Raw genomic sequence first — 16168 nt, forward strand, 5'->3', positions numbered from 1 at the left:
AATCCCCTTACCATCACTGTCGCGCTGGAGAGCGTCTGAATTGATCTACGTGCACGGTTGAATGGTTGCCGTGATGCGACGCGGCGAGTTGACCGACAGGTCGTGGCGCGGATCGAGCCGTTCCTGCCGGTGACCGGTGGGCGGGGACGCCCTTGGCGTGGTCATCGGCAGGTGATCGACGGGTTACGGACCGGGGCTCCGTGGCGGGACGTCCCTGAGCGGTACGGGCCCGGCAGACCTGTTACGAGCGGTTCACCCGCTGGCAGCAGGACGGTATGTGGCCGCGGCTGCTGGAGGAGACGCAGGTCAAGGACGACTCCCTCGGCCAGGTCGAGTTCACCGTCGGCATCGACTCCACCATCGCCCGCGCCCACCAGCACGCCGCCGGCACCCGTAGAAAGGCATGACGGCGAGACGATCGACACCAGGCAATCCCCAATCCGGCAGGCGCTCGGACGGTCCCGCGGCGGCCTGACCACCAAGCTGCACCTACTCGTCAAGGCCCGTGGCCTGCCACTGGTCTTCCACCTGACCGGCGGCAATGTCGTCGACCGCACCGCCTTCCCCGACGTCATGGCCAGGCTTCGCATCCGCCGCTCCCGCGCAGGCCGCCCCCATACCCGCCCCGACATCCTGATCGGCGACAAGGGCTACTCCAGCCGCGCAATTCGCCTCGGCATGCGCCGGCGCGGCATCAAGACGGTCATTCCAGAGCGGCGTGACCAGATCGCCAACCGCAAGCGCAAGGGCAGCCGTGGAGCCCGCCCGCACGCCTTCGACGAGCTCGCCTACAAGCACCGCAATCTGGTCGAACACTGCATCGGCAAGCTCAGGCAATGGCGCGCCATCGCCACCCGCTTCGACAAGCCGGCCAGCAGCTACCTGGCTGGCGTCACCATCTCCTCGCTCATGCTCTGGCTCCGGCAAGCTGAATCGTCAGACACCCTCCAGTGCGGTAAGCGCACAGCTTCACCGGGTTCAGTCGGTACCTGCTTCAGGACTTCGTTCGACAGTGAGCTCGCCCAGCGGGGGTAGCGGGCGACGCGGCTCCCGGTCTCCGACGTCGCCGCCGGGCAATTCCCTGCACTCGATCACCAGCGAGCCCTGACGGCGCATGCGAGAGCCGGGAGCAGGGTGCTGACCCGTGACGACCCAGACTCCTGGCCAGGTCAGCGCCCCGACCGGCGGACCGTCTGGATCGGAGGTGGCGATGACCAAGCCCGCCTGCCATGCGACCGCCCGTGCGTCTGCCACAAGCAGCCCGACCACGTCGGGCACCGTCACCTCATCCGCGCTGCTAGGACCTATCCACGCCATGTCACGCCTCCGGGATCGAGTATCTCGCCCGATCCCCGGCAGTACGACGCCTCGCCCGCTTCCTTCCTCGCGGGATCGGACTCCCGCGTGTTGGGTTTGATGTCGATCCTTCGCATGGCATGCCGACACCCTTCGGAGGCGAGACGATCACGCTGCACCTTGGAAGGCGTTGGAAAGGATCAGCCGTATACAATCGGCGACGGCCGTACGGCGCCGGACACATCAAGAAGCCCTTGACTAGGTTTGCTGCTGGTCCAGGGTATTTCCTGCTGACAGAGCCTGGCGTCCCCGGCAGGATTCGAACCTGCGGCACCCACCTTAGGAGGACTCCAGCAACTACGGGTTGGGTTTGTCTATGGATGTGGTGATATGTGGGTGCTGCTCGACACGTATTGAGCTCTTCGGCGTGGGCCTCCTGCGGCTTGCCGCACGACAGGTGTTCGAGCTGGTCAGGGCTATATGTGTAGCTGGCAGACTGTAAGACGCTCCCGCTCTCCAGATGCGGGTCTTCTTGAGGGTGCGTATCCCCTGGCGCGCCACTGCTTCTCCAATTCATGGAAGGCTCCACGCTGTCTCGTTGGCGCTCAGATCGGTGAGCAGGATCGGCATGAGCGTCTCCTCGTGGATGGCGAGGTTTTGTCGGCGCATGGCTTCCGTGAGGTTCGGTTCCCATGGGGTCGGGACTGGAGTGCCAGTGAGGGTAAGAACCGAGTCCGGTGGCAGGGTCGCTACGGCCGCCAGGTAGTCGCCGATTCGCATACGCCACGGCTCCGCGCCGACCGCGAACAGGCGTGTCGCGATTGCCACTCCCGGCCAGTCGAAATCGCCGTGATAAAGAACCCGGGCGCCGTCATCCACGAGCCGCCGCAAGGTCTGCCATCCCGCAAGGGACGGGTTGCCTGCGAGGCACAGCATGGGGACGGATACTCCCGCTCTCGCCGCCGCTTGCAGGACTTGCGGATTCTCGCAGGCGAACACCTGAGTTCCGGGTGTGGCCAGTCGTACGCCGGTCGCCCGGCGCTGCACTGTTCAAGCCACTGCGCCAGACCATCGAGTCGATCAAGCAGACCCGCAAGAGCCAGCTGGACCTGGAACGTCACGGCGGCCGCATCCACGCCGGCGTCATCATCCGCGCACTGACCCGCATCCTCGCACTCACCAGTGTGGTCCGGCACAACGACAAGACCGGCCAGCCGCTCAAGCGGTCTCTAGCCCTCGACACATAACTAACTGTCGCTTCTGACCAAGCCGTCGCCTCCAACCTGGATCGCCTGGAACTCATCCGCGCCGGCCAGACCCGCGCTTATGACCCGCCGTCCCGATGAGGCGGGTCGTAGTAGCCCGGACCTGCGATCAGAACACTGTCAAAACCTGCCTGGTCAAGGTCTGCCGGGTAGGACATCCCGACCGAAAGCTCCGGCACGACCAGGCCGCCCGCGTCATCCTCCACGTCGTAGCGGGCTGCCAGTTCCGCGATCACCTGCTCGGCAGGCGCCGAGAAGAGGTCCATTCCCATCAGAAGCACCCGCGCCGGCGATTCATCATCGAACGGGGAGATTTCGATCGTCTGCACCACGCCCGCGGATCCGCAGAACACATGGGCAATCACCCCCGAGTCCATCAGCCGCCAATCCAGCGGTTCAGCCCCCGGATATGGTGCAAACGGCTGCGGCGTTCCCCACGCCGCCAGCGCCCGCCCCGCCTCCTCGAACGACGCCCCCAGCAACACCGGGCCGGCAGCCCGCAGCGGATCCAACTCGATGACCAACGGCGACAAACCTGCCTCCAAACCCCAAAGCCCCAGGAACCACTCCAGGCGCACTGAACATCATCACCACATCAGATGAAAGCCACCACCTCCCCCCGCCAGGTCGGCTGAGAACCCGTCAGGTTCGCTGAGAACCCACACCAAGCCCGGCCCCGGATCTGCCGGGGCCATTCCGCTTCCATGCTTGCTCGCCATGCCGCGTCGTTCCCGCTGAAATCCGTCACGCTGCGCCAGCCTGCCATGCACGCGCAGCGAGAGGAGGACCATGCACACCGATCCCGACCAGCCCGCCCTGCTCCTCGGAGAGCGGCATCCGCTGCGGCGACAGCCGTCCGGCCTGCCGCTTCAGGATCGACCGGGCCCCTCAACGCGTCCGACTCCCTTGACTGGCGAACGTATTCGACCCCAGCTCCACCCGGGCGATTCCCTCTGCGATGCCCGGATCGCTTGCCCCGGTTGATGCTCATCGCCGGCCTCCTGGCCTGTGTCAGTTTCAGCATCTGGGCGAGTGCATGGGGCACTGACAACCCGTCGCCTCGGACGACGGCAACCCCGATGCCGACGCCCCGCCTGAGCTCTGCTGAACGCCCAGCCGCGCTCACCCCGCCAGCGACGCACACACCCACTCCCGATACGCCGCCGCCCTCGACGGTGCTGCGGACAGATCGTAAGCAGCTGAAGAACAAGACGAGACGGCCGCGGGAGCACCACCAATCACGGGGCTGGGCTGTGCCACGTCAGCGGTATGGAGACGTCCCCCGGACGCCGCACACGACTGCTACGCCCCTTCGTCGTCTAAGAAGGTCCAGGCCCGTAGTTCCTGAGGTCCGCGACAGCAGGAGCTCGGGTTCCTGGATCGCCGCGAAATGTGACGAGCTCTTTCCGCCATCCCGATCAGAGTTCCTCATCCGCAATCGGGCATGTCACCTTCTCTACGGATAGCGCTGTCATCCCTGAGTGGAGCTGACGAGGAGAGGCCGGAGTTCCCGGACGAACTCGATGGCGTCGGCGCGTGCCGCGGTGCACCCGTGCTCTCGGGGCGTCCGAGCGCTGGTTCGGGAGGCGCAGTCCCAAGGATGATCCGGTCAGGTTGAAGTACTTCGACGAGGCCGAGTTGGCGGCCGAGTTCGCCCACTGCTTCCTTGATCCCGGCCACCACCACCGCGCGACCGGGTGTTAGAAAATGTGGCCCTACCGAAGTCCCTGTACGTATGCGGCCTGTCCTTCGTCCGAACCATCCTCGCCACAAGCCACGTCGCCGGCGGCGACGCGGAGCAAGGCATCGCCATTCCGTGGGAGGTCGTCGCCACAGCGGCCGACCTACGATCAGCACGCACCCGCCGCCGCTACGTCCGAGAGTTCGTCAACCAACTCGCCCACTACGGCAACGACCCGCTCATACGCGACTTCCAGACCTTGGCCAAGACCAGCCTCGCCCAAGCCCACTCGAAAGCTGGCTCGGCGCCGTAATCACCGTTCGAAAGGAGATCGAGATTTGCAGAAGTGGTGGCCGCTGCGCCGAGCGCAGGTCAGGATAAAAGCACGGTCTGGCCGCGCCAACGGAGGTACGGCATGCGTGCAGTATGTTGTCTCTTAGCGATCTTCATTCTGGCTTTGGTCTCATGCTCTTCAGGGCCATCTCTTGGCGAGGCGGCGGCTGAGCTGCAGAAAGACACTCATACGCTGGAGACAGATGACGTCTTCAAGAACCCACTCAAGAAGCTGCGCATTGTCGAACGGCCGGACACCGATATTCCTTGCGGTGACGAGCGGTTCAAAAGAGTCCTCGTGGCCACGGCGGAGAACACGCGAGGCAACGAGCCGGTTGACGATTTCCTTGATCGAGCCGAGCGCCTGATGGCTGACACTCTCAGGCTGCCTCGCTTTGGCTATGACGTGACGTTCGATCCCCAGCAGGTGGACCAAACGACAGGCCGGGTCATCCACGGGTCGAAAGTAGCGCTTGGCATCACAGTAACGGTGGAGGTCCATGAACAGCCGCCGACCTGGCATTTGCGGGCGGAATCCCGCTGCCTCGCGCGATGAGTCGCAGGGGTCAGCTCCATTTATCGATCAGCTCTTTGGTCAGGGTGCTGGTTGTGGATCTTGCGGCGTCCTCCATCTTCTCGTCGAGCCTCTGATTGCCGTCCGACCAGCGTTCATAGAGCGTGAGTTTCTCTCTCAGGACCTTCTTCTCGTCGCCCCCTGCCGCTTCCCGCTTGACCTCCTTGAGAATCTCGTCGTACGTCTTGAGCTGGCCGGTCTCCTTGCTGATCAGCTCGTCAGGGGGACGGGTGGCGGGGAATCCGCCTTCGCGCAGGAGGCGCGCCATTTCGTACCTCTGCCGTTCGACGTAGTCGACATGTTTGGCGTCGAGCTTCTCCACGCGGGTCTCGAAACTCTCCGCCCATCTGTCGAGCAGTCGGCTGACGGCGTAGGTCTTGGCCACGGTCCATGTGAGGTCGATCGCCGCGCCGGCTACCGGAACGCTGTCGATCCCCAGAGCAAGGGTGTTCTTGCCCATGTCAATGACGAGTTCGTCGATGGCATCGGCCTGACCTCGCACATCGGACGCCGCCTTGAATTCGATCCCGGCGAAGTCACCGAACATCGTGGCGGCATGGTCGAAATGCTGGGTCGCCTGCTTGCCGTCGAGACCCGCTGTGGTGACCATCGTGTCGTGGTAGAACTGGGCCACGGCTGAGTCGAACTTGTCGGTGGCGCGCTCGTTGCCCATGAAGGTGCGCAGGAAGTGGAAGGTGTCGCCCGGGCTCAGGTAGAAGGCAGGGGTTACACCGGGGATGTCGGTCCACCCGGGCGGGCGGCCCATTCCCGATGATCTGTCGATGGCTTTGTCAAAACGTCCGCCTGTGATCAGTTCGCGGACGTAGGACTGTGCTATCAGCCCCATGGAGTTCTGGGCGGTGACGGGTAGTTTTTCGCCGAATGATCCCGTCATCCTGATGGCGTCGAAAGCGAAGGTGGCGGCTTCCGGGGAGTGCTTTCCCGGTGTACCGGCAGTGGCCTCGGATCCGGAGACCAGGGCGCGGCCCAAGGCGTCGGCAACTTTCTCTCCGCCGCCGAATCGTTTGGCGTAGTCGACGAAAAGCTTCATTTTCTCGGTGCGGGTGAGCTTGACCTGCGGTCCGCCCATGGCAGTGAAAGCGTCGCGTACGGCGGCGCCATCATCGGCGATGACCTCCAGCGCCATACCGACCGTGTCCGAAGGGTAGCCGTAAGCTTCGGCTTCGGAGGGCCCTGTGGGACGAAAGGTCCGCTGCGAGTTGGTCGCGAAATCATCCAGCGCCAGTGCGCGGACGGCGGCGATTCGATAGGAAGTCGGGGCGCCGGCGCCTTTCAACAGGGCTAATCGGTTCCACGCAGCGTCCTGGGTGGAAGCGTTGAGGAAGTCGTTCTTGAACCGTTCGAACGCGGGCACGCTCGCCGGTGCGCGTAACGCTGCGCCGAGAGCTTTGCTGAACGCGGCGAGGTCCTGTTTGGCGGTCTTGCTGCCAGTGGCGACCAGCAGGCTGGGCAGAGCGTTGCGTACGGTCGGCGAAAGCATGGCGAAGAAGGCCGCCGCAGCCTGCGGGTTGTCCGCCAGCTCGGCGATCTCGTCGGCGTGTTCATGGACAAGGCGTGCCTGCAGGTCGCCAGGGCCGTGCACCATGATGTCCTGGCTGTACATGGTGGCTAGCCCGCGAGCGTCGTCGAAGGCGGTGAGTTGGTCGGGGAGCATGAGGAAGGCCGCGCCGGCTCCCTTGCCCAGCTCGCGGATCGTCTGGCTGCGGTAGGCGAGCATGGAGATCTGGCTCCCACTCCACTCCGAGACGGCGAGAATCTCTTGCAGCGGTCCGGCGTTGATGCCGTTTGCGCGGAAGAGGCGATCGAATTGCTGATAGAAGTCGCTTAGGCGGTTTGTCGCTTCCTGTAAAGAGCGCGACATGCCATCCATTGCGTCTGGATCGATACCGCAAAATTCGTTGTCCGACGCCATTACGTGCGCCCTGCCATCTCGTGGCGGATCGAGTTCGCCATCGTCTCGGTGACCATGGGCTGGTGCCGGCGCAACTCCTCTTCGACGGCGCTGATCACCCGCTGGGCTATGGCGAGCAGCTGACGTTGACGTTCCTGCAAGTCGGCGAACCACTTGCGGGCAGTGGGGCCAGTCCAGACCGTTCCGGAGGTCATGGAATGGATGGCCGGAAGATACGCCTGCCGCAGCTCGCGAGCCTCATCCTCGGTCTGGTCAAGCAACTGCTTCAGCCGTACGTGGCGCGGATTGGGAACCATGGGCTCAGCCACGACGCCCTCCGATGTTGAGGCCAATCCGGTTTGCGGGCGGACTCATAAGCCGACCTCCCTAGCAGATACAGTGGCGGCCTCCCCAGCCCTAATAAGGGATCTGTCGGCTTGGCAGGATCGGGATGCGCGGACTCGACCAGTGCCAAGGCCCGGTTGAAGATGCCTCGATAGGCTGCCTCCCATGCCTGGCAGTCGTTGAGCAGTTTTTCGGCCGCCTTGCCCTTCAACGCGCGGTCTTCGAGCAGGTTGATGAGCTTGCGCACATCGTTGGCGCGCTGTTCGCGTGACTGCTCGATCGTCCGCCACGGCGGCGATCTGTTCCTGGGACGCCATCACCCTGGATCCTTTGGACCTTGAGGACGACTATCTATGGGATCAATGTGACGATAAAGGGCGGTCGTCGCGCCGTCGAGCTGAACTGCTCATATGGCATCAGCTCAACATTTATCCCGGCTGGTGCGTATCACGCATGATGGCAATCGCCTCGACTACACCCGCCACCACGTGATCGGCCCGATGCCCGTGCCCCGGCGAAATACCTCGATCGACCTAGATGCCGCGCAGACCCGCAGCATGAGCACCTGCGATGTCCGCGACGAGGTTGTCACCCACCATCCAACTGCCCTCGACGAGGCTGGCTCCGCATCGCTGGGCGGCGATGTGGAAGAGGCGAGCATCCGGCTTCCGGACACCCTCAACCCCGACACCGCGTAGCCGTCAACCACGTCAGCCAGGCCGGTTCGCCGGAGCTTGCCGAGTTGGTTGTCCGCCATGCCGTTGGTGACGATCCCCACGCGCGCCACCCGGCGGCGCTGATCAGCCAACTCGGACAGGACGCCGGGGTAACACTGCACGAGCTGCGGCATCCGCTGGCGGTAGCCGGCCCATGGCTCCTCGACCGATGCCGCCAGTGCGAAGTGCTCCCGCACCTCGTTGAAGAACACCTCTCGATGGGGGTGGAGGCCTTGATCCAGGGAGACGAGCCAGGCGACGTCTTCAGGCTTCAAGTGATGTTGCTCAGCGAACTCCTCGGCCCACCGCGTGATCGCGTCATCGAGATCAATGAGTGTCCTACCGAGGTCGAAGAGGGCAAGGCGCTGCACGATGCCGATCGTAGATACGAGGAGTTCAGCCTCGACAGGCTGGCCAGCGAATCCGTAGCTGACCTCGGGAAACGCCTTCGAGATCGTCTCCCGTATGCCTCCCGATCAAAGTCCTACGGCTGCATACGGGTACCTTCGGTGACCTATCAAGGGTCTGGAAAGCAAAAGACCTGCGGCCAAGAAACCGTAGGTCAGAAGATGAAACGCCTGGTGGAGATGAGTGCCCCCGGCAGGATTCGAACCTGCGGCACCCGCTTTAGGAGAGCGGTGGCTATCGAACTGCTACATGGTGTCTGAGCTGCGCAGACATGTCCAGCAACCTCCACACACTGAGAGATCATCCCGCATGTGTCCCGCGTCTCCACACTTCCGAGTTCTGATTCGTCTGCCATGACCCGGAAGCTGGTATGCCATCGCTGGGCGCAGACGGGAACGGGCACGGTCCCGGCGGCGACCCCCGCCTTGTCTTGAGGCCTCTTCGACCGGGGATACCAAAGGAGCCCACCGTCTGAACCGAGCCCGTTCGGGACCCATTAGGGCTACCAAGGTGCGGGCGGCACCACCCGCACGCCATTCAAGCGGCATCGCCACCATCCTTGGCTGTCATGCGGGCAGCGAGAGGCCAACCGTCCACATGGCCCGCATCCGCGCCATCGTCGAGCGCGCCGTCGCGACCTGGAAGTCCTGGAAGGTACTGACCAAGCTGCGCTGTTGCCCACCTTGCGCGGCCACGCTCGTGGAGGCGACCCTCGTGCTGCACCTCGTCGAAGAGGACCGCTACCTAGGATGAAAAGGCTCACTGTAGGTCATGAATCAGCCCACTCCGCCGTCCCGTAAGGATCTTATGGCGCTGGCCAGAGATCTCATGGTTGGCCGCACGCGGTACCTGGATACGGATGAGCAGCCGGCGGCTACTGGACGGGACAGCAAGAGGCGTCAGCCTCGTGGGTCGAAGCGCCAGTCCGGTCGGATGCCAGTAGAGAGCAACGCTTTGCAAGTAGGGTGTCCACATAACTGATTCGGTTGGTGTGCTTAGGAGCGCCACGTGAGTGAAGCCGAACTGGATCCTCCAGTCGAACTGGATTCGGAGGGCCGCAGCACCGGTGTAGAGCGGGAAGACCCGGGGGACAGGATCGAAGCGCCCTTCGACCCGGATCGGATCGACGTCCAGACTAGGACGCCGACCATTGATCTTTTGCTGTCGAGGCTACGTAGGAGGGCTCTCGACCTTGAGCCCGACTTCCAAAGAAAAGCTGGAATCTGGAGCGATCGCAACCAGAGCCGACTAATCGAGTCACTACTACTTCGAATTCCACTTCCCACGCTCTACGCCTCGGATACGGACGAGGATGTGTGGGTCGTGGTGGACGGCATCCAACGTCTGACTACAGTTGCACGATTTGTCGATCCCATAACCGTCGGCATGCCACCATTAATCTTGCGTGATTTGGAATACCTGAGACAGTACGAGGGCTGCTCCTATGCCGACCTACCGGGTCGTCTTCAAACTCGGATCAGCGAAACGGAACTAGTGGTCCACCTCATTCGGCCGGGAACTCCAGACGAGGTGAAGTTCAACATCTTCGCTCGAATCAATACTGGTGGTCGGCCTCTGACTCGCCAAGAGCTCCGGCATGCTCTTATTCCTGGTACGGCGCGAGTTCTGTTGAAGGAGCTAGCTGAAGCCCCTTCGTATCTAGCCGCCACAAATAAATCTGTCTCTCCTGACCGGATGGATGACCGTGAGATGGTTCTGCGTTTCTTGGCGTTCCGTCTCACGGAGCCCAATTCCTATACCCGCGGTGATCTAGATGAGTTCCTGCGGGAGACAATGGTCAAGCTGAACGGGATGGACACCTCAAAGCTGACCAAACTGAAGCGGGATTTCAATCGGGCAATGGATATGTCAAAAGCGATCTTCGGTGAGTACGCTTTCCGTAAGCGTATCCCTGGTAGCTCTCGTCGGCTCCCGATTAACAAGGCTATCTTCGAAGCAGTATCAGTGAACCTGGCAAGGCGCTCTGACGATGACTTCTCGCTTCTTCTTGAGAGGGCGGCACAGGTTGAGGCAAACTTCATAAAACTCATGGATGACGCGGAGTTCGAGCGGGCAATCTCCCAGGGGACCGGCGATGTGGCAAAGGTGCGGCATAGATTTAGTACCATCGACAAGATGCTGAGGTGGGTGGCCCGGTGATCGAGCAACTGATCCTTCGGAACTTTAAGGCGTTCCGGAGGCAGGATTTGGCTCTTGCCCCGTACACTTTGCTGACTGGTTTAAACTCGTCAGGGAAGAGCAGTGTCCTGCAGGCTCTGGCATTGCTGCGGCAAAGTTATGAGAGTAGAACACTTGTTCCAAGTAAGGCTCCAAGGCTGGAGTCGGGATTTCTTCTCAATGGCGACCTAGTAGAACTCGGTGCAGGAAAGGATGTCCTCCACGAAGATTATGATCGCAATCCAACCGGGAGTCCCCTGATAGAGCTAGGTATCGAGACTGGCCCGCCCCGAAGCCTTGCTTCCTGGACCGTCGAGTATCAGCCGGAAAATGATCTCCTCCCGCTACGAGGCACCTCCGGTAAAATCGAAAGGACCCTCCTCTTCGGACCTGTATTCCAGTATCTGAAGGCTGACAGGGTCGTACCTGCTGTCAGTTATCCACGGTCATATGACGCTGCAGTTAGACGACGCTTTCTCGGCGCGCGCGGCGAGCACACAGTGAATTACCTCCGGCACTACGGTGACGAACCAATCCAGGAAGAGACGCTTCAGCATCCGCTAGCTAGATCTCCCAGGCTAGCCGATCAAACCGAGGCATGGATGCAGGAGGTTTGCCCTGGAGTAAACTTGGAAGCGGTTGGGATCGAGGGGACTGACCAGGTCCGATTGAGCTTTAAATTTGGTACGGCGGGGCTATCCGCGTCTAACCGGTACCGACCAACCAATGTCGGTTTCGGACTCACGTACGTGCTGCCCATTGTTGTTGCATGTCTGACCGCGCAACCGGGGGCCCTCATCCTACTGGAGAACCCTGAAGCTCACATTCATCCCCGGGGTCAGACCGCTATGGCACGTCTCACGTGTGCAGCAGCCCGTGCTGGCGCGCAGGTAGTGGTGGAAACGCATAGCGATCACATTCTTAACGGTGTGCGGATCGTGGTAAAGGAACAGAGGCTGCGGCCGAGTCAGGTAGCCCTCCATTTCTTTAGCAGGTCGACAGGTGGAATAGAGATCCAATCGCCCGTGCTGAACTCGGATGGTATGCTTTCAGTCTGGCCAGATGGCTTTTTTGACGAATGGGATCGATCCTTGGACCAACTACTGGACTGAATATCGTACTCTTTGAGGGGAAGGGCAGCTGTGCCTATTCTGCTGTTCTTTAATGAATTATCCTGTCGTACTGAAGCTTCTCGCCCTCAAGTTGCGGCGGCAATGGAAGACTTTGTTGCCCTACTGCGTCAGGTGCGTGAGTGGCGTCGCGATCTTGCCTTGGTAAGTATCGCGAAGCTGCCCTCGTTGGAACTATCACGGGGTTACTACTTGTCCGAATGGATCGGCGATCCAGCTAATCGCGACCGATGGCGATTCATTCGTACGCTGCAGAACCGCGCACCCTTCAGTGATGTGCTCCCGCCCGGTGCAGGTGATGGCGTCGAATACCTCCATAATGGTCGCCCCGCGCAAGGCCTAGGTGCGGCTCACCTAATGGACGGAGTTGCGGTTAGTCTTTGTTTGGAATCGACCTGGAACACCTACCAAGCACAACTCGTCCGCGAAGTTCTGGGGGAGCGTCCCGATGGTAGCGTTGAGCTAATTGAAGAATTTGTGCAAATCCGCCATGCAGCATTGATCCATCATCTCGTCTTCCATGAGGAGCGCATTAAAGAAACCGGCCTTCGCGATGTGTTATCGGGTATCGACTTGTGGTCCGGTCGTCTTGAGTATTTCTCTTCTCTTCGTTTCTTGCCACGAGTGGAAGAAGATCTTGTATCCCTTCCCCCTGACTGGGTTGCCCCGGTGGCGAGCGAGCTGCTCAAATTGAATGCCGCCGTAGCCGCCTGGAATCCTGCGGTATCCCGTTTTCCTGACTGGAAATCAAAGGTCACGCCGGAGGGAGAGACTAGGAAGCGCCTCTGTGAGTTCGTCGATCTCGACGGCACGCCCCGGATCTTTGACCTCCATGCCCGTTTCACCCCGCGTGCAGGCCGGCTTCATTTCCGCCTCGACCCACACAACGCCGTTGTTGTGGTCGCGTATATTGGGCCGAAAATCGGCACCTAACAGACTGGTGTCGATAGGGTGCTCTATAATCTATGTAGTTACTTATAGTTTGGCAGACGGTGACCTTGCGTCCGCGGAACGGAGAATAATGAAATATGACGCCTCCGCAGCACTCCCGGCCGTCAATTTCTAGCTAGCTTTGCGGCGCCCATATTTCCCGCCGAGGCGTGTTGATATAATCGCGTCTTCAGCCATGAGGCCGAGAAGGCCCATCGTGAGGGCCGTTGACGACCGCATCTCATCGATGGTGGATGGATCGTATATGCTGCGGTAGTGCTCGGAGTGCGCCACCTTGGATACGGCGACCTGCCCATACACGTCAGCAATCTCCTGTGCAATGCTATCGGCAAGGTGGTCCGCGTAGGCGTTCTGCCAGGTGGCAATGACTTCGGCCAGCGCCGGGTGCTGTATATTCACTCGAACTAGTCCGGTTGGTAGCTCGCTGGATACTGGCATGTACTCCGCCAGCATTTCTGGCTCATCCATCTCATCGGCGCGAACAACCTTGTATTCAGGTAGACCTGCCCCGGCGCGCGCTGACCGTGCCGGAACCGGGCCCCCAGGCTTACCAGTTGCTGGCTCGCCGGTCCGGCCTCCGGTGCCACCCCCTCCGCTGCTAGGCTTCCTCTTCTTCTTGACAGCTGCCCGCTTGCCGGGGCGTCCGCTGCTCTGTGTGGGGGCGATCCCATGGCTCCCGTTCGTGGAGCTGATCCACTGAGGCATCCTCCATCTAGAGCCGAAGCGCTCGAGTAGTCGGTCACGCCACGCAGCATCGAGGCTTCCCGTGCCACCGGCGTTCGCGGCCGCCAGTGCATTTGCGATTTCCTCGGGGAGGTGGTCCGCAAATTCTGCTCCCCATTCAGCCATGGGCAGACTTGCGCCTGCTAGTGCACCGCCCTGCACGAGCAGCCTGGACCGCGACGAGTCTGGGTAGACGCCGGCTTTGATCACTGAATCAAATGGCTCCGGTTCTACAATGATCCAAAGCTTTGCCCTAACCTCCTTATTGCTGATGCCAAATGAACGGAAGGTCGCAACATGATCACTGCGGTCGTACAGTTCGTTGTCGTAAAGGGCGGCAATGTATCCGTTGTTAGGAAAATGTCCACTGAATAAGTTGGGGCGGTCTTCCCGCCATAGCCACCAGTGGATCTTGGCGCCGAGGCCGGCGGCGCCGGCGGAGACAGGTGAGGTGCCGTAACAGACGTCGTTAGTCTGACTTGGAACCGGTTGAACGATGGAGGCCTTCGCGCCAACCATGGTGCGCCGGTGTGCTGGCGCACCGGACCCAGAGAACGCCCCCGTTCGCTCCTGTGGCCACTCTTCCCGGTTCTGTGTGCGGAACTCAAGGATTTTCACCTCAACTCCTTGGGGGACCTCCCACAGTCGGGTGTTGAGGTAGCGGCGAAGGGAATGCGGCCTGGCTTCCTCGCGATCCAAATCTCCTAGCACAGTGTCTTGGCTTGGCTCATTGCCGAGCAAAATTAGTACGGTACCGTGCCCGGCTTCGCGAATGAAATCCGGAACAACTTCTGACCAGTCGAAGTCGTCGATGAAGGACGGTTCGACGACATGTTCGATCGTTTCGCGGCCGTTTTCGTCCTCAGCCGGTATGCGGCGCAGGCCGTACTCCCCTGTCACGGGGTCGTGCTGTAGCCAAACGAGGCTCGAATCGCCGTCCTTAAGCGAGATTACAACGAGCCCGTACTTGTTCCATGGGAGCAAGGACGTCTTGACACCGACACCGAAGTTCTGATGTACGTCCCCGATCGGCTTACCGCCGCCTCCGAAGGTGTTGAGGAACACGTCAATCTCATCTTCCGCCATCCCTCTGCCATTGTCCGCGATGGTCCGACGGTAGACGCCGAGTTGCTCGACTGCGTGCCACTCCACGCCGAACTCGATCTGAGTTGCGCCCGCCTCGAGAGCGTTGATGAGAGCTTCCCGCGCCCACTGGAAGGAATGTGACTCCCGATGGACGCGCTCGATCAGCGGGCCCGTATTCGAAGTACGCATGGGGGTGATCGACATGCACCTCTCCGATCATCTAGGAGTCGACACGCCTAGGAATACGCGCATGTCGGTAGATTCGGCAAACTGTAACGGAGCCTACATGGCGGGCGGGCTATTTGTGCTCAACTTTAGTTCTCTCGACCGAGACCACCCCGTTCCGGGTGACCACGTACGGCTGCAGGCCACGAGGATCAGGTTTTCGCAGCTCAAGCACCTGACGTGCCTGAAGCTCTCGACCGCGGTGAAGGAGGGTGGCTGGCATTCGTTTCCTTGACGGCGGCTGATGGGCACTGAAGCCTGCGATCGGCGGCCTCAGCTCTGCGGGGGGGGTCTCGAACTTGCCGCGCCGCGTCGGCCCCACATGAACCCAACCTTCTGGTCCTTAGGCCGTGTGCTATGTGGTGAGCCGGATGAACCGCTTGTAGCAGCACAGGGCAGCTGCTAGCCGGTCAGCCATGACATAGTCCGCTCGATCACCCAGCGATGCCGGCCTAATCGCTGGCTGGACTCGACTCCCTTGCGGGCGATACGAACCGCGATGCGCTTGCCGCGTGACCATCGACGCAGGTCGGTACGGTCATACGCCTTGTCCGCGTGAAGCTTGCCGGGCTTGATGTGACCGCCGTGGTGAGGGTCGCGTCTCATTTGGAGCTCGGTCACGATGGGCTTGAGACTCTCGCTGTCGTGGGTGTTGCCGGATGAGACACCGACCACGACGGGCAGTTCGGACCGGTCGGACAGGATGTGCATCTTGGAACCCGGCTTGCCCCGGTCCACGGGGCTCGGACCTGCAAGTTCGCCCCCCCTTTTTGGCCCGCACGTGGGCGGAGTCGAGCACGACGCGGGAGAGGTCGAGCAGGTCGGCCGCAGCGAGTTTGTCGAGCAAGGCCTGGTGCAGCTTGGCCCACACGCCAGCCCGCGACCAGATCAGAAAGCGGCGGTGCGCGGTGGACTTCGATATCCCGAAACATGGCGGCAGGGACCGCCACGCACACCCGCTCACCAGCACGTAGACGATGGCCGCGAACACCGCTTCATCAGGCGTGTTCTGCGTGCCACCGCCCTGTGGACGCACCCGCGCCAGCGGTAACAACGGGCGGACGATCTCCCGGAATCCGTCCGGGACGATCCACCCCCACTCGTGCCTTCCCATGCCCTCTTAATGTCCGACTCACCACATAGGGCATGGTCTTAGCATGGACGGCCATCCCGTGCAGGGATGCCCATCGACCTACAACCCGATCGTCCGCGCCGGATCTGGGCATCGGCCGAGGTGGTTCGGAGTGGCCCGAACCCTGTGATCTGTGCGAGGCGGAGTTCGCCGGGGCTGCCTGACTTCTCGTTGCTCCCGCTGTGTCGGCCCTCTCCGCTACTGTGCGGGCGG

15 protein-coding genes and 3 pseudogenes are annotated in these 16168 nt (G+C 61.7%); 6 read left to right on the top strand and 12 right to left on the bottom strand.

All coding sequences use genetic code 11. The features are described from left to right. Positions 1 to 129 precede the first annotated feature (129 nt). Positions 130 to 1035: an IS5 family transposase gene (locus AB0J76_RS43585; protein ID WP_352320224.1), complete on the top strand. Its 906-nt coding sequence runs from the start codon at positions 130 to 132 to the stop codon at positions 1033 to 1035. Here the strand turns inward: AB0J76_RS43585 and AB0J76_RS43590 are convergent. Then, a complete protein-coding gene (locus AB0J76_RS43590) occupies positions 979 to 1317 on the bottom strand; it encodes a PASTA domain-containing protein (RefSeq protein WP_352320176.1) in 339 nt (112 codons plus the stop codon). The two genes, AB0J76_RS43585 and AB0J76_RS43590, sit on opposite strands and share 57 nt — an antisense overlap. A 552-nt stretch (positions 1318 to 1869) precedes the next feature. Continuing rightward, the gene (locus AB0J76_RS43595; RefSeq protein ID WP_352320178.1) at positions 1870 to 2343 is read right to left on the bottom strand and encodes a DUF2399 domain-containing protein; all 474 of its coding nucleotides are present in this window, start codon (positions 2341 to 2343) and stop codon (positions 1870 to 1872) included. Here AB0J76_RS43595 and AB0J76_RS43600 point away from each other — a divergent pair. Further along, positions 2307 to 2543 carry a hypothetical protein gene (locus AB0J76_RS43600; protein ID WP_352320228.1) on the top strand — a complete coding sequence of 79 codons (237 nt, stop codon included), beginning with the start codon at positions 2307 to 2309 and terminating at the stop codon, positions 2541 to 2543. The two genes, AB0J76_RS43595 and AB0J76_RS43600, sit on opposite strands and share 37 nt — an antisense overlap. A 77-nt stretch (positions 2544 to 2620) precedes the next feature. Here AB0J76_RS43600 and AB0J76_RS43605 read toward each other — a convergent pair whose 3' ends face one another. The 7 genes and pseudogenes from AB0J76_RS43605 to AB0J76_RS43635 form a co-directional block, all read right to left on the bottom strand. Then, positions 2621 to 3139: a hypothetical protein gene (locus tag AB0J76_RS43605; RefSeq protein WP_352320180.1), complete on the bottom strand. Its 519-nt coding sequence runs from the start codon at positions 3137 to 3139 to the stop codon at positions 2621 to 2623. A 1575-nt stretch (positions 3140 to 4714) separates the two neighbouring features. After that, positions 4715 to 5032 carry a hypothetical protein gene (locus tag AB0J76_RS43610; protein WP_352320182.1) on the bottom strand — a complete coding sequence of 106 codons (318 nt, stop codon included), beginning with the start codon at positions 5030 to 5032 and terminating at the stop codon, positions 4715 to 4717. A gap of 109 nt (positions 5033 to 5141) precedes the next feature. Then, complete coding sequence (locus AB0J76_RS43615) at positions 5142 to 7082, bottom strand: hypothetical protein (RefSeq protein ID WP_352320184.1); 1941 nt, start codon at positions 7080 to 7082, stop codon at positions 5142 to 5144. Continuing rightward, complete coding sequence (locus AB0J76_RS43620) at positions 7082 to 7390, bottom strand: hypothetical protein (RefSeq protein ID WP_352320186.1); 309 nt, start codon at positions 7388 to 7390, stop codon at positions 7082 to 7084. Before AB0J76_RS43620 ends, AB0J76_RS43615 begins: the two co-directional genes overlap by 1 nt. After that, the gene (locus AB0J76_RS43625) at positions 7348 to 7653 is read right to left on the bottom strand and encodes a hypothetical protein (protein ID WP_352320188.1); all 306 of its coding nucleotides are present in this window, start codon (positions 7651 to 7653) and stop codon (positions 7348 to 7350) included. Before AB0J76_RS43625 ends, AB0J76_RS43620 begins: the two co-directional genes overlap by 43 nt. A gap of 286 nt (positions 7654 to 7939) precedes the next feature. Next, positions 7940 to 8050, bottom strand: coding sequence for an HAD hydrolase-like protein (locus AB0J76_RS43630; protein ID WP_352320226.1), 111 nt, complete (start codon positions 8048 to 8050; stop codon positions 7940 to 7942). A gap of 107 nt (positions 8051 to 8157) precedes the next feature. After that, positions 8158 to 8493: pseudogene (locus AB0J76_RS43635) on the bottom strand (haloacid dehalogenase-like hydrolase); the annotation flags it as partial. A gap of 537 nt (positions 8494 to 9030) precedes the next feature. On the opposite strand from AB0J76_RS43635, the pseudogene AB0J76_RS43640 reads away from it, so the two are divergent. The 4 genes and pseudogenes from AB0J76_RS43640 to AB0J76_RS43655 all read left to right on the top strand — a co-directional run. Further along, positions 9031 to 9283 (top strand): annotated as a pseudogene (locus tag AB0J76_RS43640) (transposase family protein); the annotation flags it as partial. A 255-nt stretch (positions 9284 to 9538) separates the two neighbouring features. Beyond that, positions 9539 to 10690, top strand: coding sequence for a DUF262 domain-containing protein (locus tag AB0J76_RS43645; protein ID WP_352320189.1), 1152 nt, complete (start codon positions 9539 to 9541; stop codon positions 10688 to 10690). Further along, the gene (locus tag AB0J76_RS43650) at positions 10687 to 11820 is read left to right on the top strand and encodes a DUF3696 domain-containing protein (RefSeq protein ID WP_352320191.1); all 1134 of its coding nucleotides are present in this window, start codon (positions 10687 to 10689) and stop codon (positions 11818 to 11820) included. Before AB0J76_RS43645 ends, AB0J76_RS43650 begins: the two co-directional genes overlap by 4 nt. 30 nt (positions 11821 to 11850) lie before the next feature. Next, positions 11851 to 12771, top strand: coding sequence for a hypothetical protein (locus AB0J76_RS43655; protein WP_352320193.1), 921 nt, complete (start codon positions 11851 to 11853; stop codon positions 12769 to 12771). Between the two features lie 129 nt (positions 12772 to 12900). On the opposite strand, the gene AB0J76_RS43660 is transcribed toward AB0J76_RS43655, so the two are convergent. The 3 genes and pseudogenes from AB0J76_RS43660 to AB0J76_RS43670 form a co-directional block, all read right to left on the bottom strand. Then, on the bottom strand, positions 12901 to 14802 hold the full coding sequence (locus AB0J76_RS43660) for a hypothetical protein (RefSeq protein ID WP_352320195.1): 1902 nt from the start codon (positions 14800 to 14802) through the stop codon (positions 12901 to 12903). Positions 14803 to 15225: 423 nt separating this feature from the next. Then, a complete protein-coding gene (locus AB0J76_RS43665) occupies positions 15226 to 15561 on the bottom strand; it encodes a transposase (protein WP_352320197.1) in 336 nt (111 codons plus the stop codon). A 127-nt stretch (positions 15562 to 15688) separates the two neighbouring features. Continuing rightward, positions 15689 to 15937 (bottom strand): annotated as a pseudogene (locus AB0J76_RS43670) (transposase); the annotation flags it as partial. Positions 15938 to 16168 lie beyond the last annotated feature (231 nt).

Source organism: Nonomuraea sp. NPDC049624, assembly GCF_040675255.1.
In the GTDB taxonomy this organism is placed as follows: Bacteria; Actinomycetota; Actinomycetes; order Streptosporangiales; family Streptosporangiaceae; genus Nonomuraea.

Coding starts and splice junctions, on each gene's coding strand:
- AB0J76_RS43590 (WP_352320176.1), bottom strand. CDS start 1,317: ATGGCGTGGATAGGTCCTAGCAGCGCGGATGAGGTGACGGTGCCCGAC.
- AB0J76_RS43615 (WP_352320184.1), bottom strand. CDS start 7,082: ATGGCGTCGGACAACGAATTTTGCGGTATCGATCCAGACGCAATGGAT.
- AB0J76_RS43660 (WP_352320195.1), bottom strand. CDS start 14,802: ATGTCGATCACCCCCATGCGTACTTCGAATACGGGCCCGCTGATCGAG.